General features: G+C 67.4%; 26 protein-coding genes, 1 tRNA gene and 1 other RNA gene. 15 read left to right on the top strand and 13 right to left on the bottom strand.

Annotated features, from left to right (window positions below):
• Positions 1-6: 6 nt before the first annotated feature.
• The 3 genes from C0012_RS08870 to aceE all read right to left on the bottom strand — a co-directional run bounded on the left by C0012_RS08870 (position 7) and on the right by aceE (position 5,053).
• Positions 7-930: an ACP S-malonyltransferase gene (locus C0012_RS08870; protein ID WP_110589390.1), complete on the bottom strand. Its 924-nt coding sequence runs from the start codon at positions 928-930 to the stop codon at positions 7-9.
• Between the two features lie 93 nt (positions 931-1,023).
• Positions 1,024-2,253 (bottom strand): PucR family transcriptional regulator, encoded by a 1,230-nt coding sequence (locus C0012_RS08875; RefSeq protein WP_232527841.1) that lies wholly within the window; start codon positions 2,251-2,253, stop codon positions 1,024-1,026.
• Positions 2,254-2,323: 70 nt separating this feature from the next.
• Entirely contained in the window at positions 2,324-5,053 is a 2,730-nt protein-coding gene (gene aceE / locus C0012_RS08880; RefSeq protein ID WP_110588979.1) for a pyruvate dehydrogenase (acetyl-transferring), homodimeric type, read from the bottom strand.
• Between the two features lie 172 nt (positions 5,054-5,225).
• Here aceE and C0012_RS08885 point away from each other — a divergent pair.
• The 5 genes from C0012_RS08885 (at position 5,226) to rnpB (ending at position 8,558) form a co-directional block, all read left to right on the top strand.
• A tRNA-Val gene (locus tag C0012_RS08885) sits at positions 5,226-5,298 on the top strand.
• Position 5,299: 1 nt separating this feature from the next.
• Positions 5,300-6,031, top strand: a complete 732-nt coding sequence (locus C0012_RS08890; RefSeq protein ID WP_110588978.1) for a zinc ribbon domain-containing protein — start codon at positions 5,300-5,302, stop codon at positions 6,029-6,031.
• On the top strand, positions 6,028-6,501 hold the full coding sequence (locus C0012_RS08895) for a reverse transcriptase-like protein (RefSeq protein ID WP_232527842.1): 474 nt from the start codon (positions 6,028-6,030) through the stop codon (positions 6,499-6,501). The genes C0012_RS08890 and C0012_RS08895 overlap by 4 nt, the downstream gene beginning before the upstream one ends.
• On the top strand, positions 6,485-8,182 hold the full coding sequence (locus C0012_RS08900; RefSeq protein ID WP_232527843.1) for a bifunctional 3'-5' exonuclease/DNA polymerase: 1,698 nt from the start codon (positions 6,485-6,487) through the stop codon (positions 8,180-8,182). Before C0012_RS08895 ends, C0012_RS08900 begins: the two co-directional genes overlap by 17 nt.
• Before the next feature lie 23 nt (positions 8,183-8,205).
• Positions 8,206-8,558, top strand: an RNA gene (rnpB, locus tag C0012_RS08905) — RNase P RNA component class A.
• Between the two features lie 31 nt (positions 8,559-8,589).
• Here rnpB and ppgK read toward each other — a convergent pair.
• The 3 genes from ppgK to C0012_RS08920 form a co-directional block, all read right to left on the bottom strand.
• Positions 8,590-9,345 carry a polyphosphate--glucose phosphotransferase gene (gene ppgK, locus C0012_RS08910; RefSeq protein WP_110588976.1) on the bottom strand — a complete coding sequence of 252 codons (756 nt, stop codon included), beginning with the start codon at positions 9,343-9,345 and terminating at the stop codon, positions 8,590-8,592.
• 91 nt (positions 9,346-9,436) lie between these two features.
• Entirely contained in the window at positions 9,437-9,838 is a 402-nt protein-coding gene (locus tag C0012_RS08915; protein ID WP_110588975.1) for an RNA polymerase-binding protein RbpA, read from the bottom strand.
• 195 nt (positions 9,839-10,033) lie between these two features.
• The gene (locus C0012_RS08920; RefSeq protein WP_110588974.1) at positions 10,034-10,816 is read right to left on the bottom strand and encodes a glycerophosphodiester phosphodiesterase family protein; all 783 of its coding nucleotides are present in this window, start codon (positions 10,814-10,816) and stop codon (positions 10,034-10,036) included.
• Between the two features lie 113 nt (positions 10,817-10,929).
• Here C0012_RS08920 and C0012_RS08925 point away from each other — a divergent pair, with 113 nt between their 5' ends.
• A complete protein-coding gene (locus tag C0012_RS08925; RefSeq protein ID WP_110588973.1) occupies positions 10,930-11,700 on the top strand; it encodes an SDR family oxidoreductase in 771 nt (256 codons plus the stop codon).
• 30 nt (positions 11,701-11,730) lie between these two features.
• Here C0012_RS08925 and C0012_RS08930 read toward each other — a convergent pair whose 3' ends face one another.
• Positions 11,731-12,654: an AEC family transporter gene (locus tag C0012_RS08930; protein ID WP_110588972.1), complete on the bottom strand. Its 924-nt coding sequence runs from the start codon at positions 12,652-12,654 to the stop codon at positions 11,731-11,733.
• A gap of 74 nt (positions 12,655-12,728) precedes the next feature.
• Here C0012_RS08930 and C0012_RS08935 point away from each other — a divergent pair, with 74 nt between their 5' ends.
• Entirely contained in the window at positions 12,729-15,095 is a 2,367-nt protein-coding gene (locus C0012_RS08935; protein ID WP_110589388.1) for an ATP-binding cassette domain-containing protein, read from the top strand.
• A 40-nt stretch (positions 15,096-15,135) separates the two neighbouring features.
• On the opposite strand, the gene C0012_RS08940 is transcribed toward C0012_RS08935, so the two are convergent.
• A complete protein-coding gene (locus C0012_RS08940) occupies positions 15,136-15,579 on the bottom strand; it encodes a MarR family winged helix-turn-helix transcriptional regulator (RefSeq protein WP_162621837.1) in 444 nt (147 codons plus the stop codon).
• Between the two features lie 48 nt (positions 15,580-15,627).
• Here C0012_RS08940 and C0012_RS08945 point away from each other — a divergent pair, with 48 nt between their 5' ends.
• Both C0012_RS08945 and C0012_RS08950 read left to right on the top strand, forming a co-directional pair.
• Complete coding sequence (locus tag C0012_RS08945) at positions 15,628-16,110, top strand: DUF1990 family protein (protein ID WP_110589387.1); 483 nt, start codon at positions 15,628-15,630, stop codon at positions 16,108-16,110.
• A gap of 217 nt (positions 16,111-16,327) precedes the next feature.
• Positions 16,328-16,726: an MOSC domain-containing protein gene (locus tag C0012_RS08950; RefSeq protein ID WP_332835680.1), complete on the top strand. Its 399-nt coding sequence runs from the start codon at positions 16,328-16,330 to the stop codon at positions 16,724-16,726.
• Between the two features lie 108 nt (positions 16,727-16,834).
• Here the strand turns inward: C0012_RS08950 and C0012_RS08955 are convergent, their stop codons facing one another.
• The 3 genes from C0012_RS08955 to C0012_RS08965 all read right to left on the bottom strand — a co-directional run bounded on the left by C0012_RS08955 (position 16,835) and on the right by C0012_RS08965 (position 18,642).
• A complete protein-coding gene (locus C0012_RS08955) occupies positions 16,835-17,470 on the bottom strand; it encodes a GNAT family N-acetyltransferase (protein ID WP_232527844.1) in 636 nt (211 codons plus the stop codon).
• A 118-nt stretch (positions 17,471-17,588) separates the two neighbouring features.
• Positions 17,589-18,032, bottom strand: coding sequence for a GNAT family N-acetyltransferase (locus C0012_RS08960; RefSeq protein WP_110589385.1), 444 nt, complete (start codon positions 18,030-18,032; stop codon positions 17,589-17,591).
• A 109-nt stretch (positions 18,033-18,141) separates the two neighbouring features.
• Positions 18,142-18,642 carry a GNAT family N-acetyltransferase gene (locus C0012_RS08965; RefSeq protein WP_110588969.1) on the bottom strand — a complete coding sequence of 167 codons (501 nt, stop codon included), beginning with the start codon at positions 18,640-18,642 and terminating at the stop codon, positions 18,142-18,144.
• A 523-nt stretch (positions 18,643-19,165) separates the two neighbouring features.
• On the opposite strand from C0012_RS08965, the gene trpS reads away from it, so the two are divergent.
• On the top strand, positions 19,166-20,221 hold the full coding sequence (gene trpS / locus C0012_RS08970) for a tryptophan--tRNA ligase (RefSeq protein ID WP_110588968.1): 1,056 nt from the start codon (positions 19,166-19,168) through the stop codon (positions 20,219-20,221).
• Positions 20,222-20,340: 119 nt separating this feature from the next.
• Here trpS and C0012_RS08975 read toward each other — a convergent pair whose 3' ends face one another.
• Positions 20,341-21,135, bottom strand: coding sequence for an HAD family hydrolase (locus C0012_RS08975; protein WP_110588967.1), 795 nt, complete (start codon positions 21,133-21,135; stop codon positions 20,341-20,343).
• 61 nt (positions 21,136-21,196) lie between these two features.
• Here C0012_RS08975 and C0012_RS08980 point away from each other — a divergent pair, with 61 nt between their 5' ends.
• Positions 21,197-21,634 (top strand): VOC family protein, encoded by a 438-nt coding sequence (locus C0012_RS08980; RefSeq protein WP_110588966.1) that lies wholly within the window; start codon positions 21,197-21,199, stop codon positions 21,632-21,634.
• A gap of 107 nt (positions 21,635-21,741) precedes the next feature.
• Positions 21,742-22,239 carry a pyridoxamine 5'-phosphate oxidase family protein gene (locus C0012_RS08985; protein WP_110588965.1) on the top strand — a complete coding sequence of 166 codons (498 nt, stop codon included), beginning with the start codon at positions 21,742-21,744 and terminating at the stop codon, positions 22,237-22,239.
• A gap of 9 nt (positions 22,240-22,248) precedes the next feature.
• Here the strand turns inward: C0012_RS08985 and C0012_RS08990 are convergent, their stop codons facing one another.
• A complete protein-coding gene (locus tag C0012_RS08990; RefSeq protein WP_110588964.1) occupies positions 22,249-22,938 on the bottom strand; it encodes an aspartate/glutamate racemase family protein in 690 nt (229 codons plus the stop codon).
• 107 nt (positions 22,939-23,045) lie between these two features.
• Between C0012_RS08990 and C0012_RS08995 the strand changes: the two genes are divergently transcribed.
• Genes C0012_RS08995 through C0012_RS09005 form a run of 3 tightly spaced genes read left to right on the top strand, consistent with a single transcriptional unit; the run spans position 23,046 to position 25,025 of the window.
• A complete protein-coding gene (locus C0012_RS08995) occupies positions 23,046-23,657 on the top strand; it encodes a GrpB family protein (RefSeq protein WP_110588963.1) in 612 nt (203 codons plus the stop codon).
• Positions 23,658-23,712: 55 nt separating this feature from the next.
• Complete coding sequence (locus tag C0012_RS09000) at positions 23,713-24,357, top strand: class I SAM-dependent methyltransferase (protein WP_232527845.1); 645 nt, start codon at positions 23,713-23,715, stop codon at positions 24,355-24,357.
• Positions 24,354-25,025 (top strand): HAD family hydrolase, encoded by a 672-nt coding sequence (locus C0012_RS09005; protein WP_232527846.1) that lies wholly within the window; start codon positions 24,354-24,356, stop codon positions 25,023-25,025. The genes C0012_RS09000 and C0012_RS09005 overlap by 4 nt, the downstream gene beginning before the upstream one ends.
• Positions 25,026-25,028: the final 3 nt, after the last annotated feature.

The raw sequence follows: 25,028 nt of genomic DNA on the forward strand, positions 1-25,028 counted from the left end.
CGGCGATCAATGGGCGGACTCGGCGAGAAGGTCGCGCGCCGCGGCCAGGTCGTCGGGGGTCTTCAGTGCGACAGCGGGAGTCCCGCGCAGGCCGCGCTTTGCGAGGCCCACGAGGGCTCCCGCGGGTGCGAACTCGATGAGGCCAGCGACGGACCCTTCCGAGAACGACGCCATGCACAGATCCCAGCGGACGGGGTTCTGCACCTGGTGGACGATGAGGTCGAGCGCGCGCGCTCCAGAAGGCACCTGAGATCCGTCGCTGTTCGTCCAGAGCGGCAGCACGGGATCGGCGACCGTCTCGATCGCGTCGACCGCGCCGCGAAGAGCGTCGCGCGCGGACTCCATGTAGCTCGTGTGGAATGCTCCGGCGACCTGCAGCGGGATCACGCGCGCGCCGCGCGGCGCGTTCTCCGCAAGAGAGGCAAGACCGGTGAGGGAACCCGCCGCGACGATCTGTCCGCCGCCGTTGTGGTTCGCGGGGGACAGGCCGGCATCTGCGATGGCGGCGAGGACCTGATCCTCGACACCGCCCACGACCGCGCTCATGCCGGATTCCGCGAGCGCGGCGGCCTCGGCCATCGCGCGCCCTCGCGCGCCGACAAGGCGCATGCCGTCGAGATCGCTGATGACGCCTGCGGCGACGAGTGCGGAGATCTCGCCGACAGAGTGGCCGGCTACGCCGCCGAACGCTCCGCGCTCCGAGTCGCTCAGCTGCTGCCAGGAGAGCAGGCTCGCGGCGACGATGAGCGGCTGAGCGACGGCCGTGTCACGAATCGCGTCGGCGTCCCACTCGGTGCCGGCGGCGACGAGATCGACGCCCGCGGCCTCCGAGTAGCGTTCGAGGCGCTCGCGGGCGCCGTCGAGTTCGAGCCAGGGAGTGAGGAACCCGGGGGTCTGGGAGCCCTGTCCGGGGAATGCGGCGACAATCACCCGATCCATTCTTCCCCCGCCCGCGTCGGCGCGGCTGGCGCCACTCTCACAAGAATCATCGAATGCGTTGTGTGGTTCACACGATTCACGGCGTCAGCGACGGTCGGTGCGTCGCGCTGCATGGCGGCGTCGGATGGATTCCGACGAGCCGATGGACCCGAGAATCAGTGAGGTCTGGAGGATGAGCGCCTCGCGCGGCCCGGTGGCGTCCCAGCCGATCACGTCGCTGACCCGCTTGAGTCGGTAGCGCACCGTGTTCGGGTGGACGAAGAGCTCGCGCGCGGTGGCCTCGAGTGAACGGCCGTTATCGAGATAGCTCCAGAGAGTCGTGACCAGGTCGGTCGAGTGCCCCTCGAGCGGCCGGTAGATCCGCTCGACGAGGGTCTGCTTGGCAACGACATCGCCCGCGAGGGCGCGCTCCGGGAGGAGATCATCGGCCTCGACGGGACGGGGCGCCCCGCGCCACGACGCGGCGACCGCGAACCCCGCAAGGGCGGCGCGCGCACTGCGGCTCGCGTCGACGAGCGCGTCCATCGTGGGGCCCAGCACCAGGTGTCCCGTGCCGAAGAACGGCTCGAGCTGCGTGGCGATGTCGTGGAAGCTGAGCGTGTCCTCTTCGGGTGTGTGCTCCTGGCCCGGCGGCTCCGCGCGTCCGAGAACGAGCACGAGGCGAGAGCCCTGCACTCCGATGAGCACGTCGACGCCGAGCTTGCGGGCGCGGCGGCGCACCTGGTCGACGTCGAACGATGGCGGGGTCGTGCCCACGAGCACGCAGACCTCGCCGTGCCCGTGCCACCCGAGCGCCGCGATCCGGCTCGGGAGCTCCTCATCCGTCTCGCCCGTGAGGATCGTGTCGACGACAAGCGCCTCAAGGCGCGCGTCCCACAGGCCGCGTGACTCGGCCGCCCGCGCGTACACATCAGCCGCCGTGAAGGCGACATCTCGCGAGTAGAGAAGGATCGCCTCGCGCAGATGATCCCCACGGCCGGCGACCTTCTCCTCCGTGACGTCGACCGTCACGCGGACGAGCTGGAGAGTCTGCTGCAGGCTCACGCTGCGCAGCAGCTCGCGCGGGGCGGCCGCGAAGATGTCCGCCGTGATCGTCGGCGCCTCGCTGGGATCCTCGTACCATTCGATGAATGAGGTGATCCCCGCCTGGGCGACGAGCCCGACGGCAGAGCGTCGCGCCGGCGGCATCTCCGAGTACCAGGGGAGGGTCTCTTCGAGCCGACGGAGCGTGGCCGTCGAGATATCTCCGGAGATCCTTCTGAGCCACGCGAGAGTGGCCTGCTTGTCCATGCTTGCACGGGTGCTGTCGGTCATGTCACTCCCTCGTGGGACAGCGGGGCGGGGCTCCGTGCCGGGAGCCCCGCCCATTCGGGTATCGGCGACGTCAGGCGTCGCCGCCCTCGTTGCCCGAAGTGCCCGAGTTGACGTCGTGCAGGCGGTACTTCTCGATGGCCTGAGCGACGACCGCACGGTCGACCTTGCCCTGCTCGGCCAGCATCTGCAGGGCCTTCACCGTCATGGATGCGCCGTCGATCTTGAAGAAGCGGCGTGCGGCAGCGCGAGTGTCGCTGAAGCCGAAGCCATCGGCGCCGAGCGTGCCGTACGGACCGGGGATCCACGGACGGATCTGGTCCTGCACGGCGTGGATGTAGTCGCTCGTCGCGACGAACGGCTGCCCCTCCGCGTGCTGCAGCTTCTGCGTCACATATGCAGTCTGCGGCTCTTCTCCGGGGTGCAGGAGGTTGTGCTCGTCCACGGCGAGGCCGTCGCGGCGCAGCTCGTTCCAGCTCGTCACCGACCACACATCGGCGGTGACGCCCCAGTCGTCCTTCAGGAGCTCCTGTGCCTCGCTCGCCCACGGCACGCCGACACCCGAGGCGAGCAGCTGCACGCGGGGCCCGTCGCCGGTTCCCTCGGACACGCGGTGGATGCCCTTGATGATGCCGTCGACGTCCACGCCCTCGGGCTCGGCCGGCTGCTTCATCGGCTCGTTGTACACCGTGAGGTAGTACATGACGTCGGGGTCGGGGTGGTTGCCCCCGTACATGCGCTCGACGCCCGACTGCACGATGTGCGAGACCTCGTAGCCGAACGCCGGGTCGTACGACACGACGGCGGGGTTCGTGGATGCCAGAAGCGGCGAGTGGCCGTCAGCGTGCTGGAGCCCCTCGCCCGTGAGGGTCGTACGCCCCGCCGTCGCGCCGATGACGAAGCCCTTCGCCATCTGGTCGCCCGCGGCCCAGAACGCGTCGCCCGTGCGCTGGAAACCGAACATCGAATAGAAGATGTACACCGGGATGAGGGTCTCGCCGTGCGTCGAGTACGACGTGCCCGTCGCCGTGAACGCCGCGGTCGCACCGGCCTCGTTGATGCCGACGTGCATGATCTGACCCTCGGGGCTCTCCTTATAGGCGAGCAGCAGGTCACGGTCGACCGAGAGGTAGTTCTGACCGTTGTGGTTGTAGATCTTCGCCGACGGGAAGTACGAGTCCATGCCGAAGGTGCGGGCCTCGTCCGGGATGATCGGCACGATGCGGTTGCCGAAGCCCTTCACGCGCATGAGGTCCTTGAGCATGCGGACGAACGCCATCGTCGTGGCGACCTCCTGGTTGCCCGACCCCTTCTTCGGCAGCGCGTAGTCCTTGTCCTTCGGCAGCTCGACCGGCACGTTCGTCGTACGGCGCTCCGGCAGGAAACCGCCGAGCTGGCGACGACGCTCGCGCATGTACTCGATCGTGTCGTCCTTCTCGCCCGGGTGGTAGTACGGCGGACGGTACGGGTCGTCCTCGAGCTGCTTGTCGGACACGGGGATCTGCATCGTGTCGCGGAACAGCTTGAGGTCGTCGAGCGTCATCTTCTTCATCTGGTGGGTCGCATTGCGGCCCTCGAAGTGCGGCCCGAGGCCATAGCCCTTGATCGTGTGGGCGAGGATGACGGTCGGCTGACCCTTGTGCTCCATCGCGGCCTTGTACGCCGCGTAGACCTTGCGGTAGTCGTGCCCGCCGCGCTGGAGCGCCCAGATCTGATCGTCGGTGTAGTTCTCGACGAGCTTCAGCGCGCGGGGGTCGCGGCCGAAGAAGTTCTCGCGGACGAACGCGCCGTCCTCCGTCTTGTACGTCTGGAAGTCGCCGTCCGGCGTCGTGTTCATCAGATTGAGCAGCGCGCCATCGACGTCCTGCGCGAGCAGCTCATCCCAGCCGCGGCCCCAGATGAGCTTGATGACGTTCCAGCCCGCTCCGCGGAAGTAGCTCTCGAGCTCCTGGATGATCTTGCCGTTGCCGCGGACAGGGCCGTCGAGGCGCTGCAGGTTGCAGTTGATCACGTAGGTCAGGTTGTCGAGGCCCTCGTTGGCGGCCACCTGAAGCTGGCCTCGCGACTCGACCTCATCCATCTCGCCGTCGCCGAGGAAGGCCCAGACGTGCGAGTCGGCGACCGGCTTGATGCCGCGCGCCTCGAGGTACTTGTTCGTCATGGCCTGGTAGATCGCGTTGATCGGGCCGAGGCCCATCGACACGGTCGGGAACTGCCAGAAGTCGGGCAGCATCCGAGGGTGGGGGTAGGAGGGCAGGCCGTGCGGCGCGGCCGACTTCTCCTGACGGAAACCGTCGAGCTGCTGCTCGGTCATGCGCCCCTCGAGGAACGCGCGAGCGTACATACCGGGGGAGGCGTGCCCCTGGTAGAAGATCTGGTCACCGCCGACGGCGTCGTCGAGCCCGCGGAAGAAGTGGTTGTGCCCCACCTCGTAGAGGGAGGCGGCCGAGGCGTACGTCGAGATGTGTCCGCCGACGCCGATGCCGGGGCGCTGTGCCCGGTGCACGGTGACCGCCGCGTTCCAGCGGATCCAATGGCGGTAGCGGCGCTCGAGCTCCTCATCGCCGGGGAAGTCGGGCTCGTCCTCCGCCGAGATCGAGTTGACGTAGTCGGTCGTCGGAACCATCGGAACGCCGAGGTGCCGCTCCTGCGATCGGCTCAGCAGGCTGAGCATGACCTCGCGTCCGCGCTGCGAGCCCTTGGCGTCGACGAGCTGGTCGAGGGACTCCTGCCATTCGGCGGTCTCCTCCGGGTCGCTGTCGACGGCGCCCTGCGAGTACGGATCCTGATCGTGAACTGCCACCGGGTGACCTTTCGTCGTGCGGGCAGATCGTGCCCGGAAAACTGGATCGGCGCGCGACGATTGGCACCGGGTGTGACCGGTCTGCGCCGCACGCATCTGGCCCCAGCCTATCGATAGTGAAGGCCGGGCGGTGCATCAGGTCGCACCGGATCCCGCGTAGACTCATCTGCACGGGTCTTTAGCTCAGCTGGTAGAGCACCTGGTTTACACCCAGGTTGTCGTCGGTTCGATCCCGGCAGGACCCACGTGAAAGCCGCTCCCGACGATCAACGCCTGCTCCTCGATCTCGTCCGCATCGATCTCGCCCTCGAGCGTGCGGAGGACGCGCGAAAGAACCCTCCGCAGACGGCGCGGGTGAAGGAGCTCATCGCGCAGCGCAACGAACAGGGACGCGAGCTGGTCCTGCGCACGAACGAGCGCGATGACCGGAAGACGGAGCTCTCCCGAATCGAGAGCGACATCGAGATCGCCCGCAAGCGGCGTGACCGGGATCGCGACCGTCTCAATCAGACGGCGATCGCGCGGGACGCGCGTGCGCTGGAAGGTGAGATCGAGTCGCTCGACACGCGCATCGACGGCCTTGAGACGCGTCAGCTCGAGCTCATGGAAGCACTGCAGGAGGCCGAGGCGGCCGTCGCGGCACAGCAGGCGACGCTCGATGAGACGACAGCCGAGGGCCAGCGTCTCAGCGCCGAAGGCAAGACGGCCGTGAAGCAGGCGAACGACGAGATCGCGGCGCTGACGAGGGATCGGGAGGCGATCGCCTCGCGGACTCCCGACGACCTGCTCGCCGACTACATGCGCATCGCGAGGCGCACCCCGGGGGCAGGCCTGTTCCAGCACGGCACGTGCGGCGGATGCCGTATGGCGATCTCACCGCGCGACCTGGCCGCGCTCAAGGCCCTCGCGGATGACGAGGTCGCGCACTGTCCTGAATGCGGGTGCATCATTGTGCGCACCGCGGAGTCGGGGCTGTGACGACCGACTCGCGATTGATCGTCGAGGCCGATGGCGGTTCGCGCGGCAATCCCGGGACGGCGGCGGGAGGCGCAGTCGTCATCGACTCCGCCACGGGCGATGTGATCATCGAGCTCGGTGTCTACGTTGGTGTGGCGACGAACAACGTCGCCGAGTACAACGGCATGATCGCGGGCTTGGAAGCCGCGCTCGAACGTGAGCCGGCGGCGGTGCACGTGCGGATGGACTCGAAGCTCGTGGTCGAGCAGATGACGGGTCGCTGGAAGATCAAGCATCCCGACATGCAGGTGCTCGCTCGCCGTGCACACGAGCTGATCGCCGGGCGCACAGTCTCCTTCGAGTGGGTTCCGCGGAACGACAACAAGCGCGCGGACGCCGCCGCCAACGAATCGATGGACGCGCGCGCGAGCTTCCGGCGAGACCTCGACTCGCCGGGATCCGACCGCCCCTCCGGTGTCCGTTTCGTCTGACGCCTTCCGGGCAGCGCGCACTATCGCGCTCGGGCGCTCCGACGAGCGCGTCATCGCCGTGGCTCTCGACGGCGCCGACGAGATCGGGCGCATCGAGCTTCCCGAGGCGGACGCTCCGCGGTGGATCGCAGAGATCGAGCGTGCGGTCGGACCCCGGTGGGTATGGAGTGACTCTCGAGACTGGGCGTCCTGGCTGCTCTCCGCCGACGTCGTCGTCGCACGCTGCCACGATCTTCGCCTGTGCCACAGGATCCTCGCTCCCGCCGGTGGCGATGCGTCGCGTTGGGATGACATTCCTGAAGAGCTGCCGGTCGATGACGGGCTCTTCCCTCCCGCGCGAATCGGTGCCGGGTACGACAGCATCGATGAGACGCTCGCCGAGTGGCGGCGGCAGGCGGACGCCCTGAGAGAGGCGGCGCGATCCGGCGCGCTGCGCCTGCTGCTGGCCGCCGAGTCGGCGGGATCCCTCGTCGCCGCCGAGATGCACGCGGCGGGACTGCCGTGGGATGTCGCGGGTCATGAGCGGATCCTCACGGCAGAACTCGGCGAGCGCGGCGCCGGCGGGCGCCCGAAACGGCTGGACGTGCTCGCGGCTCGCGTGCGTGAGGCGCTGGGCGACCCCACTCTGAGCATCGATTCGCAGCCTCGGCTGCTTCGCGCCCTCCGGGATGCCGGCGTCGGCGTCGACTCGACGAGCAAGTGGGAGTTGGCGGAGCATGACCACCCGGTGGTCGAGCCCCTGCTCGAGTACAAGCGGCTGGCGCGCCTGCTCAGCGCGAACGGCTGGGCCTGGCTCGACGAGTGGGTCTCGGACGGTCGCTTCCGCCCCGTGTACGTCCCGGGTGGCGTGGTGACGGGGCGGTGGGCATCGTCGGGAGGCGGGGCCCTGCAGCTTCCGCGGCAGCTGCGCGGCGCCGTGCGGGCGGATCCGGGGTGGCGGCTCGTCGACGCCGACGTCGCGCAGCTCGAGCCGCGCGTGCTCGCGGCAATGGCGCGGGACGCCGATATGGCGCGCGCTGCGTACGGACGGGATCTCTACGAGGGCATCGTCGCGAGCGGAGCCGTGTCGACGCGTTCCGAGGCGAAGATCGCCGTTCTTGGAGCGATGTACGGCGCGACGACGGGCGACTCGGGGCGTCTGGTGCCTCGGCTCCGCCGTGTCTTCCCGGCCGCAATGCGCCTCGTCGACGATGCGGCGCGCACGGGGGAGCGCGGCGGGGTCGTCTCGACATGGCTGGGACGCACGAGTCCTTCGCCCGACGATGCCTGGCGCGATGGGCAAGCACGCGCGTCGGTGATGGGCGCGGCACCGGGCGATGAAGCTCGTGCGCGGCGCGCGGCACGCGACCACGGTCGATTCACCCGCAACTTCGTCGTCCAGGGCACGGCCGCCGAGTGGGCGCTTGCCTGGATGGCGGATCTGCGCCTGCGTCTAGCGGCGCTTCCGCTCGCCCCGGAAGCTGAGGCAGCGCCGCGCTCGGGCCCCGTCTTCGCACGGCGGGCACACCTGGCGTTCTTCCTGCACGACGAGCTCATCGTGCATGCACCGGCGTCCCAAGCGGAGGCGGTCGCTGCGGCTCTGCGCGAATCCGCGGAGGCGGCGGGCCGCACGCTCTTCGGAGACTTCCCGATCGACTTCCCGCTCGATCTGCGGATCGCGGAGAGCCTCGAGGACGACTGAGCCCGATAGACTGCAGGGGCGAATGGGTCGGCCGGGCGGTCGCGTCGCGCGTGAGCGCGCCGAGGAACGTCCGGGCTCCGCAGAGCAGGGTGGTGGGTAACACCCACCCGGAGAGATCCGCGAGAAAGTGCAACAGAAAGCAGACCGCCGGCTTCGGCCGGTAAGGGTGAAACGGTGGTGTAAGAGACCACCAGGGGCCGTGGTGACACGGCTCGCTGGGTAAACCTCGCCCGGAGCAAGACCAACAGGGGGCGATGAGGCTGCTCGCCGAGTCCCCGGGTAGGTCGCTGGAGCGGCACGGCAACGTGTCGCCGAGAGAGATGGCCGTCCAGGGAGAGATCCCAGACAGAACCCGGCGTACAGGCCGGCCCATTCGCATGAACCGGCCTGTACGAGCGTCAGCGCGCTTACGTCAGGACGAGGCTCGCCGCGCCGATGATGCCGGCGTTGTTGCGGTGCTCGGCGGTGACGATGGGGGCGCGCGTCTCGATGCGCGGCAGGAACTTGTCGGGGTTCTTCGACACGCCTCCGCCGACGATGATCAGGTCGGGGGAGAAGAGGAACTCGACGTGTGCGTAGAACTCCTGGAGGCGCTCCGACCACTCCTTCCAGGAGATGTCGTCGCGCTCGCGGGCCGAGGCCGAGGCCCACCTTTCGATGCTCTCGCCCTGACGCTCGAGGTGACCGAGCTCGGAGTTCGGCACGAGCTTGCCGTCGAACAGGAACGCCGATCCGATTCCGGTGCCGAGCGTCGTCATGATCGTCAGGCCCGGCTCGCCCTTGGCCGCGCCGAACTTCAGCTCGGCGAGACCGGCTGCGTCGGCATCGTTGACGAAATGGATGTCGCGGCCGAGTGCCTTGCTGAACAGCTCGTCGGCGCCGAGGCCGATCCACTCGTCCGACACATTCGCGGCGGAAAGCGTCACACCGTTCTTGACGATCGCGGGGAAGCAGACACCGATGGGCAGCCCCTCCGCGTCGGGGCCGAGGAGCTCGACGAGCTCCTTCGCGGTGGCGAGGACATCGGGCGGGGTGGCGCCCTTCGGGGTCGGGATGCGGACGCGCTCGCTCGCGAGGGTGCCCTCGGTGAGTTCGACGATGCCGGCCTTCATGCCGGTCCCGCCGATGTCGATGCCGATCGCGCGCTCAGGTGCCTTCGTCATGCCACACAGCTTACGGGGATCTGCGCGCACACAACGACGCCGAGCATTCCTGGGAAGGAATACTCGGCGTCGTTGTGCATCGCGCGTGATGTCAGGCGCTCTTCTTGCCCTTCTTGCCCTTGGACTCCTTGGTCGGGTCCTGGCCCTCGCCGCGCCGCTCACGGATGTACTCGAGGCGGTCGGCCAGAAGCTGCTCGAGCTCCGGGACGGACCGGCGCTCAAGGAGCATGTCCCAGTGGGTGCGGGGAGTCTTGTCGTTCGTGCGGTCGACCTCGGCAGCGCCCTTCGGCGTCTGGAGGACTGCCTCGGCGCCGCACGTGCGGCACTCCCATGCGGCGGGCGGCTCAGCGTCGGCCGCGAACATCAGGGTCGTCTCACGGCCACAGGCGCTGCAGAGGTATGTGTGCTCCTTGCGCTCCATGAACACGACGCCCTCTTCGCTCTGAAGGCTCTGGGCGCCGAGACGGATGCCGCGAAGGCTGCGATCTGCCATGTTCGTGTCCTCTCGTCGGGTGTCAGGTCTAACGTCCTGCGCTGGGCGGATCATCCGAAACGGATGGTGAACGCGGTCTTTCTCAGCGGATCCCCAGTCGCTCCCGAGACGGCGTCACGGGCGGGGAGAGGCACCCTCTTCACCGCGCAAGCTAGCGCGGGGCGGGGCGCGGGTCAACGGGGTGCCGCGAACCGCTCAGCCGCGGAGGGTTTCGATCGCGAGATCTGCGCGATCGGTGACGATTCCGTCCACGCCGAGATCGACGAGTCGGTGCATCTCGCCAGGGTCGTTCACAGTCCAGATATGGACCTCGACGCCGAGCCGGTGAGCGGCCGAGAGCAGCCGGGGTGTGAGGATCGGGAGGATGCCCTGTCGTGCGGGGATCTGCAGGGCATCGACGTCTCTCAGAGCCCAGGCGACAGGACCGCCGAAGGGCAGAAGCGACGCCACGAGCGACGATGCGACGACGGTGCGTCCGCCGGAGGAGGCGGGAGCACCGCCCGCCACACGCGCCGCCTGCAGCACGCGACGGCGGCGGGCGTCGGAGAAGCTTGTGAGCAGGACCCGGGCGGCGTGCGGGGCCACGATGCGTCCCGCGCGTTCCGCTGCGGCGTCGGCCTTGACGTCGATGTTGAAGCGCATTCCGGGAAACGCCTCGAGCCCCTGCGCGAGCGTCGCGAGTCCGCCTCGCTCGGCCATGAGGTCTTCGAGCTCGGCGACTTCGATCTGTGCGATCCGGCGCGAATCGCCGAAGAGACGCGAGAGATCGGCGTCGTGGAAGAGCACGACCTCGCCGTCGGCTGTGAGGTGGCAGTCGGACTCGACGTACTCGACGCCCGCGGAGTGGGCGGCAGCGATCGCGGCGAAGGAGTTCTCGAGGATCCCCTCCTCGCGCATCTCGGGTGTCACGAGCCCCCGATGCGCGAGGATGCGCGGAGAGTTCGCGCCGAGGAAGTAGGCGTGCGCGGGGGTCGTCATGCCCGGAACCTATCACCGCTGATCTCCTCGACGCGCACGGCGTCGGGCGGCCACGGATGAGGGGCGTTGTAAGGTCGGTAGGCCCGCGTTCGCACCACCCAGGAGTCACACTCGTGTCGCAGCCGCTTCCCGCCGGATCCCTCGCCGGCAAGACCGCCCTCGTCACCGGTTCCTCGCGCGGCGTCGGCGCCGACACCGCACGTTTCCTCGCCGCCGCGGGCGCGAACGTCGTGATCAACTTCCGCAACAAGGCGCCGCGTGCGGAGAAGCTCGCTGGTGAACTGCGTGATGCGCATGGCGTGAAGACGCTCGTCGTCGGGGCTGACCTGACGGATGCCGACTCGCTCGCGTCGATGATGGATGCGGTGAAGGACGCGTTCGGTGGTCTCGACCTGCTCGTGCTCAACGCCTCCGGTGGCATGGAGCAGAACATGGGCGAGGACTACGCGATGCGGCTGAACCGCGACGCGCAGGTGGGCACGCTCGATGCCGCGCTCCCGCTGCTCGGCGAGGGCTCGCGCGTCGTTTTCGTCACGAGCCACCAGGCGCATTTCATCCGGACGACGCCGACGATGCCCGAGTACGAGCCCGTCGCTCTGTCGAAGCGGGCCGGGGAGGACGCACTGCGCGAGCGCATCCCGGAGCTGGCAGAGAATGGCATCGAGTTCGTCGTCGTCTCAGCCGACATGATCGAGGGCACAATCACGGCGACCCTCCTCAACCGCCTGAATCCCGGCGCGATCGATGCGCGTCGTGAGGAGGCGGGCAAGCTGCTCAATGTGGCCGAGTTCGCGGCGGAGATCGCCCGGGCGGCGATCGATCCGATCCCCGAGGACAACGAGCGGATCTGCGGCGACGTCTCGAGCTTCACCCCGATCGACTGACGTCTGCTGCGCGTCCCTGTCGATCGCGGTTCAGAGGCCCAGCAGCAGTGCGGCCGCGAACAGCACGGGGACGCAGCCGACCGTCGTGAGAAAGACCGTGTCACGTGCGAGCACGTAGCCGATGCCGTACCGCTGCGCATAGTTGAAGACGTTCTGCGCCGTCGGGAGCGCGGCCAGCACGACGACGACGGCGAGCGCGTGGTCGTCCAGCCCGAATGCGAACCGCGCGAGGAGATATGCCGCGAGCGGCATGGCGAGGGTCTTGAGCCCCGTCGCGACGAGGACGTCCCGCCGGCTGCCGATCTCGGTCAGTACGCGCTGGCCGTGCAACGACATTCCGAAGCTGATGAGGATCACCGGCACGGCGGCGCCCGCAACGAGGCTGAGCGGTTCGTACAGCAGGGGCGGCAGGTCGATGCCGCTCAGCGCGACGGCCAGGCCCAGCAGGGATCCGATCACCATGGGATTCCGGAACACCCGCACCAGCGCGCGCCACCACCTCGTCTCTCCGCTCGAGACGGCATCCAGGACGGCGAGGGTGATCGGTGTGAGAGCAACCTGTTGCAGGAGGATGATCGGCGCCGCGTACGCAGCGTTCCCGAGAAGATACGTCGAGATCGGGATCCCGATGTTGTTGGCATTGACCTGGCCCGATGACAGGGCACCCATGACCGTATCGCCCCACCTCCGGCGCCACACGAGCTTCGCGATGATCCCGTAGATGAGGAAGACGACGCCAGCCGCGGCTGCCGACGCCGGGAGAAGGGACGAGAACAGCATTCCGACGTCGGCGTCGCTGAGCACGACGAACATGAGGATCGGATTCAGAACGAAGAACGCGAGCCTCGCGAGCACGGGGCCGCCGTTGTCACCGAGCAGCCCGACGCGCCCGACGATGTATCCCGTGAGGATCGCGACGCCGACGACGGCGAAGCCCGTGAGCGCGCCGCTCATGCCGTGATCGGGCGGCGGGATGGGCAGCGGAGCATGTCTCCCATCTCACCACGGGTCGTGGGACGATCATGATCATGGCCGACACGATCGTTCACCCCGCCGACCGCCACGACACCATCCGCGTCCGCGGCGCGCGGGAGAACAATCTCCGAAACGTCGATCTCGATCTCCCGAAGCGTCGGCTGACGGTCTTCACCGGCGTCTCCGGCTCAGGCAAGAGTTCGCTCGCCTTCGAGACGATCGCGAGCGAATCGCAGCGCATGATCAACGAGACGTACAGCGCGTTCGTGCAGGGATTCATGCCGCAGCTGGCTCGGCCCGATGTCGACTCCCTCGAGGGCCTGACGACGGCGATCCTCGTCGATCAGGAGCGGCTGGGCGCGAATATTCGCTCGACCGTCGGCACGGCGAGCGATGCGAACGCGCTGCTGCGCACCCTCTTCAGCCGCGTGGGGGAGCCGCGGATCGGCCCGCCGAACGCGTTTTCGTTCAATACGCCGTCGGTGAAGGCATCGGGTGCGATCCTCGTCGAGCGCACGGGGAGCGCGAAGCGTGAGCGTGCCGAGTTCAACGTGCTCGGCGGCATGTGCGCCAGCTGCGAGGGAACGGGGCGCGTGAGCGACCTCGACGTGACAGAGCTGATCGACGACTCTCTCTCGCTGAACGAGGGTGCGATCACGATCCCGGGGTATAAGCCCGGCGGCTGGTCGGTGCGGATGTACGCGGAGTCGGGGTACTTCGACCCGGATGTGCCGGTTCGCGACTTCACGGACGCGCAGACGCAGGATCTCCTCTACAAGGAGGAGACGAAGGTCAAGATCGGCGGCATCAATCTCACCTACCAGGGGCTCGTACCGCAGGTGCGCAAGTCGATCCTGTCGAAGGATCGGGAGGCGATGCAGAAGGGGATCCGTGCGTTCGTCGATCGCGCCGTCACCTTCCGAACATGCCCGGACTGTAGCGGCACACGGCTCGCGGAGCCCGCGCGGACGTCGAGGATCGCGGGGATCCACATCGGTGAGGCGTGCGCGATGCAGGTGACGGACCTGCTCACGTGGGTACGCGCGATCAATGAGCCGGGCGCCGGACCCGTGCTCGACGCGCTCGCAGATCTTCTGTCCTCCTTCGTCGAGATCGGCCTCGGATACCTCTCGCTCGACCGCGCTTCCGGAAGCCTCAGCGGGGGAGAGGCTCAGCGGCTGAAGATGATCACGCATCTCGGCTCGCCGCTCACCGACGTCACCTATGTCTTCGACGAGCCGACGGCGGGGCTGCACCCCCACGACATCCGCCGGATGAACGATCTGCTCGTGCGCCTGCGCGACAAAGGAAACACGGTGCTCGTCGTCGAGCACAAGCCCGAGACGATCGCGATCGCTGATCACGTCGTCGATGTGGGGCCGGGGGCCGGATCCGCGGGCGGCGAGATCTGCTTCGCGGGCACCGTCGCCGAGCTGCGGGCGAGTGGCACGATCACGGGTCGCCATCTCGATGACCGGGCGCGGACGAAGCCCCAGGTGCGAGAGCGGACCGGTGCGGTCGGGATCCGCGGCGCGACGCGGAACAATCTACGCGATGTCGACGTCGACGTCCCGACGGGCGTTCTCGTCGCGTTGACGGGCGTCGCCGGATCCGGGAAGAGCTCGCTCGTCGACGAGCAGCTGGCGGGACGCGGGGGCGTCGTGTTCGTCGACCAGAGCGCGATCAAGGGATCCATCCGGTCGAATCCGGCAACCTACACGGGTCTTCTCGATCCGATCCGCAAGGCCTTCGCGAAGGCTACGGGAACGAAGCCGGCGCTGTTCAGCTCGAACAGCGAGGGCGCCTGCCCGACGTGCAAGGGCAACGGCGTCATCACGACCGAGTTCGGCTTCATGCAGGGCGTCACGACGCCGTGCGAGGACTGCGGCGGGCGTCGGTTTACAGCCGATGTGCTCGAGCTGACGCTGGCAGGCCGCAGCATCGCCGACGTCTTCGACATGTCGGTGTCGGCGGCGCTCGAGTTCTTCGGTGAGGGCGAGGCGCGCCTGCCGGCTGCGGTGCGGATCCTGCAACGGCTCGACGATGTGGGGCTCGGATATATCAGTCTCGGCCAGTCGCTCTCGACCCTGTCAGGCGGTGAACGCCAGCGCCTGAAGCTCGCGGCGCAGATGGCCGACGGCGCCGAGATGTACGTCCTCGACGAGCCCACGACGGGGCTCCACCTCGCCGATGTCGAGAAGATGCTGGAGATGCTCGACCGTCTCGTCGACGGCGGCACATCGGTCGTCGTCATCGAGCATCATCAGGCGGTCATGGCGCATGCCGACTGGATCATCGACATGGGCCCGGGCGCCGGCCACGACGGCGGCACCGTCGTTTTCGAGGGAACGCCCGCCGATCTCGTCTCGGCGCGGTCGACGCTGACGGGGGAGCACCTCGCGGAGTATGTCGCGGGCTGAGGGGTTCTCCTCGAGGGGGCGCTGCCGACGCGCTGCCTGATCAGGGCTGCAGCTTGCGCAATGCGGCGACGAACGATTCGCGTTCATCGAGGTTCAGGGGCGCGAGCAACTCATCCTGCGCCGCCCGGAGGGCCGCCCCGATCTGCGTGACGCGCGTGCGACCGTCGTCGGTGATCCGCACGATCTTGCGTCGGCCGTCCGCAGGATCCGGCTGCCGCGCGACGATGGCCTCGGCTTCGAGCTCATCGATCGCGACGGAGAGATCAGCGCGGTCGAGCTCCGCCAGCTGTCCGATCGTGACCTGGGGGAGCGGCCCGTGTTCGACGAGCACCGAGAGGACCCGCAGATGATGTCGCCGCGCGCCGACGGCGTCGAGGTGCTCCGTCACGAGCTGATGGGCGCGATGGCGGGCGCGGGTGAGCAGCCAGGACGGGTTCTCGGAGAGGAAGAGCAGGTCGTGGTCTGAAGAGGTGTCGGACGTCACGACGACTACGGTAGTTGGTGTGCACCAACGATTCACGCCTGCGCACTCATGATTCCCCTGAGGCACGGGGAGTGGCTGCCGGACGACGGCAGCGCCCATGAGCGATCCGAAGTGTCGGCTGTGGTCGGGCGCGGCGATACGGCCTGGGCGCGCGCGTCACGCGACCTCCTGCGGTGGCGCGTGAAGACGCGCAGCGGTTTCTCGGTGAACGACGATGGCCCCGTTCAGGTCGGTGCCCGCCCGACGATCACCTTCCGAATCCTGGGCGCCACGATCCGGGAGCCCGTCGAGGTCGTCGACGTACTCGAGTCGACCGATCGCGTCGGCTTCTCGTACCGGACGCGGCCCGGTCATCCGGTGTCAGGGGAGGAGGCCTTCATCGTGTGGCGAAGCGGCGATGACGTCGTGCTCTCGGTTCGCTCTCTCACAAGAGCCTCGGCGCGGCAGCCGTGGCGTGCGGCGTTCCCGCTGCTCCGGATCGCTCAGCGCGTTGTACGTCGGCGGTACCTGCGCGCTCTGCGGGTGGTGTGAAGGCGTCGGTGTTGTGGGGAGTTCGGCAGGCTCTCGCGGGCCTTCGCGCCGCAGCTCGGCGTGGAAGAATGAGCGCATGCCGCCTCGGGTTGCCGCCGTTCATTCCAGTGCCACGCATAGCTTCAGCAAGGCGACGCGTGAATCGATCACGCTACTTGAGGGCCTCGGCGTCGAGGGGGACGCCCACTGCGGCGCAACTGTGCAGCACCGTTCGCGAGTGGCAGCCGACCCATCGCAGCCGAATGTGCGGCAGGTGCACCTGATCCATGGCGAGCTGTTCGACGCGTTGCGCGCAAGTGGTCACACGGTTGAGGCCGGCCAGCTCGGCGAGAACATCACGACCCGAGAGATCGACCTACTCGCGCTTCCGGTCGGCACCCGGCTTCGCTTCGGAGACGCGATGGTGACGATCACGGGGCTGCGCAATCCGTGCCAGCAGATCAACGACTTTCAGCCCGGTCTGCTCAAACAGGTGATCCGGACCAGCGGCGAGGGCCACGTCATCCGACTTGCCGGGGTCATGGGCATCGTGTCCCGAGGCGGACGAGTGATGACTGGGGACACGATCGACATCGAGATGCCTCCGTTGCCGCACTTTCCGTTGACGCGTGTGTGAGGCCCGACGAAGCACATTCATCAGTGTGGTTGAGGACGATGCTGGACGAGTCGCTCACTGAGCGCGAGTGAACGGCTGCTTCGTGGGCACGAGGAACGCGCAGGCCGCCTAACGCACCATCCTGATTTCGACGATCCCGTTGAGGTCGGGGTCGACGAATTCGGAGCCGTCCTCGCGGAATCCATGCCGTTCGTAGAACGCGCGGGCGCGTTGGTTGCCGCTGAGCACCCAGAGCTGTGCGGGATGATTCTCGAGGACGGCATCCAGGAGGCTGCTCCCGATGCCCGCGTCGTGCTCGTGTGCGAGAAGGTAGATCGAGTAAAGATTCAGGTCGCGTGCTGGTGTGACACCCTTCGTGGCATCGGGGTGATCAGACGGGGCAGCGAAAGCGAATCCGACCACCTGACCACGGCGCTCAGCGACGGCGATTGCACCCGGGAGCGGATCGCGGCTGAGAATCGATCCCCACATGCGTTTCCTTGCCGCCAGTGCATCGGCGCCCATGAAGCGATCGGGGATCACTCCGGAGTACGTCTCGCGCCACGACTGGACGTGGACATCGGCGATCCCATCGGCGTCGCTGAGTTCTGCGGGGCGCACACGGATCGAAGGGATATCCATGTTGCGACGATACCGTGGGCCGCTGAGGAGGTAGAGATCCGTCGCGTTGTCGACCCAGGAGACGATCGTCTCGCAGTCGCTTTCGGTGCGCCGTCGGAGGTGCAGGGGAGCGGTGGGAACCACGTTCGAGAGCGTACCCGCCGCGGAAGGCCGGGTGATCGGGTCGTGGCGCGGTTCCTGATGGGAACGTCCGATGTCCACTTCTCCACCAGTCGAGCCGCTGGACGCCGATTCTTGTCATTCACTCCGGTGTTGGCATGTACCTGAGAACGTTCGTTTCTCGGCGCTCAAACCCGACGGATTCGTAGAGCCTCAGTGCTGACTCGCGCGACGGGCGAGAGGTGAGATCCAGCGTGCGGAGATGCCGACGGGTCGCTTCTTCGGTGACGGCTTCGAGCAACAGGCGAGCGATGCCGCGGCCGCGTACCTGATGATCAACCACGACATCCTCGACGATCCCGCGCCAGCCGGTCACCAGAGGGAAGATCACAAGAGTCGCCATTCCGACCATGTAACCGGCATCGCGCGCGACGAAGAGAACTGTACCCGGCGCGTCAAGAAGCGCGAGCACTCGATCGGAATCGAAGGTGGCGGTGGACGACAACTGCGAGAGGAGCTCGTCCATCCGTCTGAGGTCGTCGTTCGTCAGCGTCCCAACAATTGCAATGTCTATGTCGTCGGTCATGGTCGCGAGCCTAGGGCAGGCCATTGCGTCGACCTTGACCTGACATAATGTGCATTATCGGCAATACCGCAACGGGCGTGTGCTGGATACAGCTCCAGTCTGACTGGCGTCAATGAGCGAGATCATCCTGCAGCTCGGGGTCTTCGAGACGCTTGCGCATCTTCACGCTCGTCGTCTCGTATCCCAGGGAGTCGTACAGTGCTCGGGCGGTCGCGTTGAAGCCGAAAACACTGAGCCCAAGCGTGCGCGCGCCACCAGCCTGAGCGTAGGTCTCAGCGAGTTGCATCGCGGCTCGCCCGTAGCCCTTCCCCCTGTGCTCAGGCTCCACGACCACATCCCAGACCCACCAGGATGTAGGGTCCCCTGAGTTGTCATGGCCAAGCCAGAGATAGCCGACCGCATCTCCAGAGTCGTCGGTGAGATCGAAGACGGCTTGGCCGTCCATGGGCGCCTGCTCTGGAAAGGCGCGAGCAAGAGCTTCGGTGGCGTGTCGAAGAGCTGACTCTGGCGTCTCTCCCGAGGCGACCAGGTCTGCGACGTACTCGTCTCGGCTTCGCTCGAGCCAGGTAGAGAACCGCTCCGCGGCGACAGGGGTGAGCTCGATCGTCATAGGCGTATTCTGCCAGCGCAGGACGCCCCAACCCCCGTCATAAGCCGCCTCCACACCGCACGACACGGAGCGCTGAAACTGCTTTTGCGTCAGATTCGTGGAGAACGATCGCAGCGACCGCTGATGTGCCGACGACTGGTTGGGCCACGAGGGAAGGCCGAGCTCGTCGTGGCCGCGCGTAACGATCGTCTCCGTCTCCCCTGTCGGGTGCTCTACGAGCGACGACTCCGAAGTCGTACCCGGAGCGCTTCGCGCTCGCGCTGCTCGGCGAGTTTACGAAGCAACCGATCGGTTTCAGGGTCCTTGGAACCGAACACCATGCGGGACCCCCCTGGCGATGTCGCGACGCGGCATCCGTTGACGTACACTCGCCGGCATGATGATTCACACTGCACAGTGGTGGTGGCCGACCGAATAGGCGGCCGCCGACATCATCACGACCCATCGAGCCGCCTTCGGGCGGCTCGAGTCATGAGTGTCATCGACTCGTGTCGGCCTGAGGGCTCAACCTTCAGGAGCAGTCATGCCAAACACCGCAGCCTCAATAGCCGTTGAGCATAGCCGCGAAGTCGGAGCGTCGATCGAGCGAGCGCCTGGTGAACATCGCATGCTTACGGGCGACCGACCGACGGGCGACCTCCACATTGGTCACTATCTGAGCAGTCTGCGGACACGGGTTGCGATGCAGGAACGAGGTGTCGACCCGTTCGTTCTGATCGCCGACTATCAGGTCATCATGGATCGCGATTCCGTCGGGCGAATCAAGGAGAACGTGCTCTCCCTGCTCGCTGACTACCTTGCGGCCGGGCTTGACCCGAACCGAGCCACCATCTTTGCCCATTCATCCGTCCCTCAGCTCAATCAGTTGATGTTGCCGTTCCTCAGTCTCGTCACGCACGCCGAGCTGCAGCGCAATCCAACGGTCAAAGACGAACTCGGCGCGAGCGGACGACCGCTGTCGGGACTCCTGTTCACCTACCCGGTTCATCAGGCCGCCGACATCCTGTTCTGCAAGGCGGATGTCGTCCCCGTCGGCGGGGATCAGCTCCCCCATATCGAACAGACCCGACTCATCGCCAGACGTTTCAACGCCCGATACGCAGCGGGGTCCGAGGTGTTTCCCGAGCCCGCTCCACTGCTGAACGACGGTCAGCGGATTCTCGGCGTCGACGGGCAGAAAATGTCGAAGAGCCGCGGCAACACGATTCGACTTGCCGCCACAGCAGACGAGACCGCGAAGGCGATCCGGAAAGCACGGACGGATTCTGAGCCCACGATCACGTACGAGCCCGAGCGTCGGCCCGAGGTGGCGAATCTGCTGACGATCGCGTCTGGATTCACCGGCAGATCCCCCGAGCTCCTCGCCGCCGAAGTTGGGGACGGCGGGGGAAGTGCGCTCAAGGCCCTCGTGATCGAGTCTGTCAACGAGGGGCTGCGCACGCACCGGACACGGCGCCAAAGCATCGCGGCCGATCGAGAGTATCTGCTACAGATCCTCCGAACCGGCAACGCGAAGGCCGAGGCTGTCGCCGGCGCAACGCTCGCCGAAGTCCGTGAGGTGATGTCAATGGACTACTGACTCCCTGTCGTCCCCGCAGGCGCTGCGGCGCCAAACAAGGCGATCAGACCGACGACACATCCCACCCCTCCCCTGGGATCCAGTCGCTGCCCAGGATCCACCGGATCCGACGCGTCGCCTCAGACCGCCTCCGTCGCCGTCGCGACCAGGCCCTCGAGAACCCGCGCGACGCCCTCTTCTGCGCAGGCGGCCGCTGTGTGGTTCGCGACGGCGCGCACGCTCTCATGCGCGTCTGCGACCGCGTACGCGGTTCCTGCCCAGGTGAGCATCGGGATGTCGTTCGGCATGTCGCCGAACGCGATCACGTCGGCCGCATCGATTCCCCTCGAAGCGCAGAGGGACGCGAGCGCGGTGGCTTTCGTGACTCCACGCGAGCTGATCTCGACGAGCCCCGGGACGGACCACGTTGCGGTGGCCCGCTCCCCCACGATCTCCGCGACGCGCTCGTGAAGCTGCACGGGATCCGTCGTGGGGTCCTGCACGAGGAGCTTCACCGCCGGATCTGTCCAGATCTCCTCGAGCGGTCCGCGTGGCGCGCCCGCCATCGGGAACGTCTCGTCGAAATCGTTCGCGAGCCGGATCCCCTCGACGCATTCGATCGCGAATTGTGCCCGCGGGACGGCACGCGCGATATCTCGGCAGATCGGGAACCCGTCTTCCGCGGGGATCCCCAGCACGCTCTGCGCGCGCCCTGCACGGAGGTCGTAGGTGACGGCGCCGTTCGAGACGATCGCGAGTCCGTGGCGCCCGATGTGCCGGCGAAGCGACTCGATCCAGCGCAGCGGCCGCCCCGTGACGAACACGACGGGGATGCCGCTCGCGTCGAGGTCGCGCAGCACGCGGGCAGTGTAGTCCGGGATCACCCCGCTGTCGGGCGGGACGAGCGTCCCGTCGAGATCCGTCGCCACGAGCATGGAGTGAGCCTACCGGGCCCCTGTGGTTCCACGGCCGGGACGGGATCCCTAGTCTGTCCGCATGACCATCAGAATGGACAACGTCGGCATCGTCGTCGAGGATCTGAACGCGGCCATCGACTTCTTCCGCGAGCTCGGCCTCGAGCTCGAAGGCCGCGGCACGGTGGACGGCGACTGGGCGGGCCGCGTCACGGGTCTCGGCGAGCAGAACGTCGAGATCGCCATGATGCGCACGCCTGACGGCCACAGCCGGATCGAGCTCTCACGTTTCGTCACCCCGAGCGTGATCGCCGACCACCGGACGGCGCCCGTAAACGCTCTGGGCTATCTTCGCGTCATGTTCGCGGTGGAGGACATCGACGCGACGCTCGCGCGGATCCGCGAACGCGGCGCCCAGCTCGTGAGCGAACAGGTTGTCCGCTACGAAGACGCGTACCGGCTCTGCTACGTCCGAGGCCCCGAGGGCATCCTCATCGGGCTCGCACAGGAGATCGGCTGACTCGCGGGGAAAGCTCATCGGCTTGTCGTCTGAGCGGAGGGGGTGTACGTCGCGGGGAGAGCCATGGACAATGGGCCCGTTCGTCCCGGTCCGACGAGGGAGAGACAGTGGACACCGCCGAGATCGCCCGCATCCTCAGCCAGCCGTACAGCGAACAGCTGCTCGCGCGCGACATCCTCCGAATGGCGTACGTCGCCAAAGACGGCTCGCCACGCAACGTTCCGATGGGATTCGTATGGAACGGATCCGACATCGTCGTCTGCACGTCGACGAACGCACCGAAGCTGCGCCACCTGCGGGCGAATCCCGGAGTCGCCCTCACGATCGATACCGAAGAGTTCCCGCCAAAGATCCTGCTGGTCCGCGGCGACGCGGACCTGGAACTCGTCGACGGGATCCCCGACGAGTACATGACGGCCAACAACGTCATGTCGATGACACCTGAGCAGCGGTCGGCCTGGGAAGAGGAAGTGCGATCGCTCTACCAGCAGATGGTGCGGATCCGGATCACGCCGACATGGGCGAAACTCATCGATTTCGAGACGACGCTTCCCTCCGCCGTTGCGGAGCTCATCGAGGAGCGCGCGGCGCGCGAGGGGGCCTGACGGATCCCCTCACGCGAGCGCCGCATCGACGATCGCGCGCGCGTGCAGCGACGTCGATGCGAACGAGGGCGCAGCGACGTCCTCCGGGCGGATGAGGAGTTCGATCTCCGTGCACCCCAGGATCACGCCCTCGGCGCCGTCGGAGACGAGGCGCTCGATGATCGCCCGATAGGCCTCGCGAGACTCGTCGCGCACGATCCCCCTCACGAGTTCGTCGAAGATCACGTGGTCGACCGCAGCTCGAGAAGGAGCGTCGGGAATGAGCGTCTCGACGCCCCGAGCGCGCATCCGATCGCGGTAGAAGATCTCCTCCATTGTGAATCGCGTGCCGAGGAGGGCGACGGTCTTCACTCCCGCCGCGCGGACCGCGTCGGCCGTCACGTCGACGACGTGGACGAACGGGACGCTGATCGCGTCCTCGACTGATCCGGCAACCTTGTGCATCGTGTTCGTGCACAGTGCGATCACCTCGGCGCCGGCCCTCTCGAGCGCACGAGCTTCGTTGGCGAGGACCTCCCCTGCCCGTGTCCACTCCCCCGCGACCTGCATACGCTCGATGTCCGCGAAGTCGACGGATCCCATGACGCAGCGCGCCGAATGCAGGCCTCCGAGGCGGTCGCGGACATCCTCGTTGATGAGCCGGTAGTACAGCGCCGAACTTTCCCAGCTCATTCCTCCGATGAGGCCGATCTTCTTCACGGTTCGCCTCCCCACGCGCGGCGCGCAGGGCGCGATTCGCCTTCGAATAAGCCTCGGAGCTGGTCTGCCATAGCACCACGCTAGTGAACTCCTGATTGACTGGTGCGATGCCCTCGATGCGCGACATCCTGACGTTCTCCAACGACGGACCGCCGGAGGGGGCGACGCCATGGGTCGTCGAGCCCCGGCCCGTGCCGATCGACGTAGTGGACCCGGATCCGCGCTGGCCCGAGACGTTCGACAAGGTCGCTGGACGCGTTCGCTCGGCGCTCGGGGCGCGGGTCCTCGCCCTCGAGCACGTCGGATCGACCGCTGTGCCCGGCCTTCCGGCGAAGCCCATCGTGGACATCGATCTGATCGTTGCGGATCCGTCCGACGAGGCCGGCTGGGTGCCGCCGCTCGAGCGCGAGGGCTTCGTGCTGACGGTGAGGGAACCGTGGTGGCACGAGCATCGGGTCATGAAGCTCGCAGACCCCGCGACGAATCTGCACATCTTCTCCCCCGCCGCACCAGAGCCATGGAAGCACCGGATCTTCCGCGACCATCTGCGCCGCGACGAGCGGGATCGTGAGCTGTACGCGAGCGCCAAACGCGAGGCCGCAAGCGCGTCGACGAGCGCCGGCGAGACTGTGATGGCGTACAACGCCCGCAAGGAGCGGGTCATCCGGGAGATCTACGAACGTGCCTTTCGCGCCGCGGGGTTCGCGGAACGTGCCTGAAGGTGCGGCTCCGCCGCCCGAGCAACGGACCTCGGTACGGATGAGTGCGCCGCGCGTGCGTGACGCATATTCAGAGCGCTCCGCCGAGTACATAGAACTTCTCGGATCCGTCGACCAGATGTCACCGATCGACCGGGCCCGGATCGCGCGTTGGGCGGACGGGGTCCAGGGCAGAGTTCTGGACGCCGGGTGCGGTCCGGGCCACTGGACGGCGTTCCTGAACGAGCGGACGGTCGCGGCGGAGGGAATCGACATCGTCCCTCGTTTCATCGACAGAGCCCGGGACGCGTTTCCCGAGGTGTCGTATCGCGTCGCGTCGATGCAGGATGTCGGCGCGCGCGACGCCTCGTACGGCGGGGTGCTCGCGTGGTATTCACTGATCCACGCGGAGCCGGATCATGTCGCGTCGGCGCTGCGAGAGTTCGCACGGATTCTGCGCCCTGGCGGATCCGTCTTGATCGGGTTCTTCGACGGCGACGAGCTCGACATCTTCTCGCACGCCGTCACACCGGCGTATCGCTGGCCTCGCGGCCTGATGTGCGAGCTGCTCGAGAGTCTCGGCTACGACATCGTCGCAGAAGACGCGCGGACCGATCCCGGACAGCGTCCGCACGCGGCGATCGAGGCGCGGATTCCTTCGGTCCCGGGTCGAACGCCGGGCGGCGCGCATCGTCCTGATCTCAGTATCATCGACGCGTGACTCGGATCCGCGCCGTCCTCTTCGATCTCGACGGCACGCTCGTCGATCAGGAATCGGCGTCGGAGAGCGCTGTCGTCGAGTGGGCTGCCGAACTCTCGGTCACGACATCGGATCTCGCGGAGCGATGGCGCCGTATCTCGGCGCATCACTACGAGCGGTATCAGCGGCGTGATATCTCTTTCTCTGAGCAGCGACGCGAGCGCGTGCGCGAACTGCTCGGGAGTGACCTCGACTCTGCCGCTGCCGATCGGCTGTTCGCCGGCTATCTGCGTCGATACGAGGACGGATGGTCGCTGTTCGCGGATGCGATCCCCGCGCTCGAGCGAGCGCGCGGCGCGGGTTGCCGGCTCGGCATCCTCACGAACGGCGATCGGGAGCAGCAGATGCAGAAGGTCGGCCGGTTCTCGATCTCCGCGTACGTAGACGAGGTGGTGTGCTCATCTGAGCTCCCCGCGGCCAAGCCCGATGTGCGGGCGTTTCAGGCAGCTGTGGAGAGGATCGGCGCAGAGGCCGATGAGACGCTCATGGTCGGCGACCACGTCGATCACGACGTGCGCGGGGCGATCGCGGCGGGACTCCCCGCCGTCCTGGTAGATCGCGGACGGAGCCTGAGTGACGCCGGTGTGCCCCGCGTGACTTCGCTCGACGAGGTCTCGTTCGCATTGTGAGAC

The organism is Microbacterium suaedae, from assembly GCF_003254645.1.
Lineage (GTDB): Bacteria > Actinomycetota > Actinomycetes > Actinomycetales > Microbacteriaceae > Microbacterium > Microbacterium suaedae.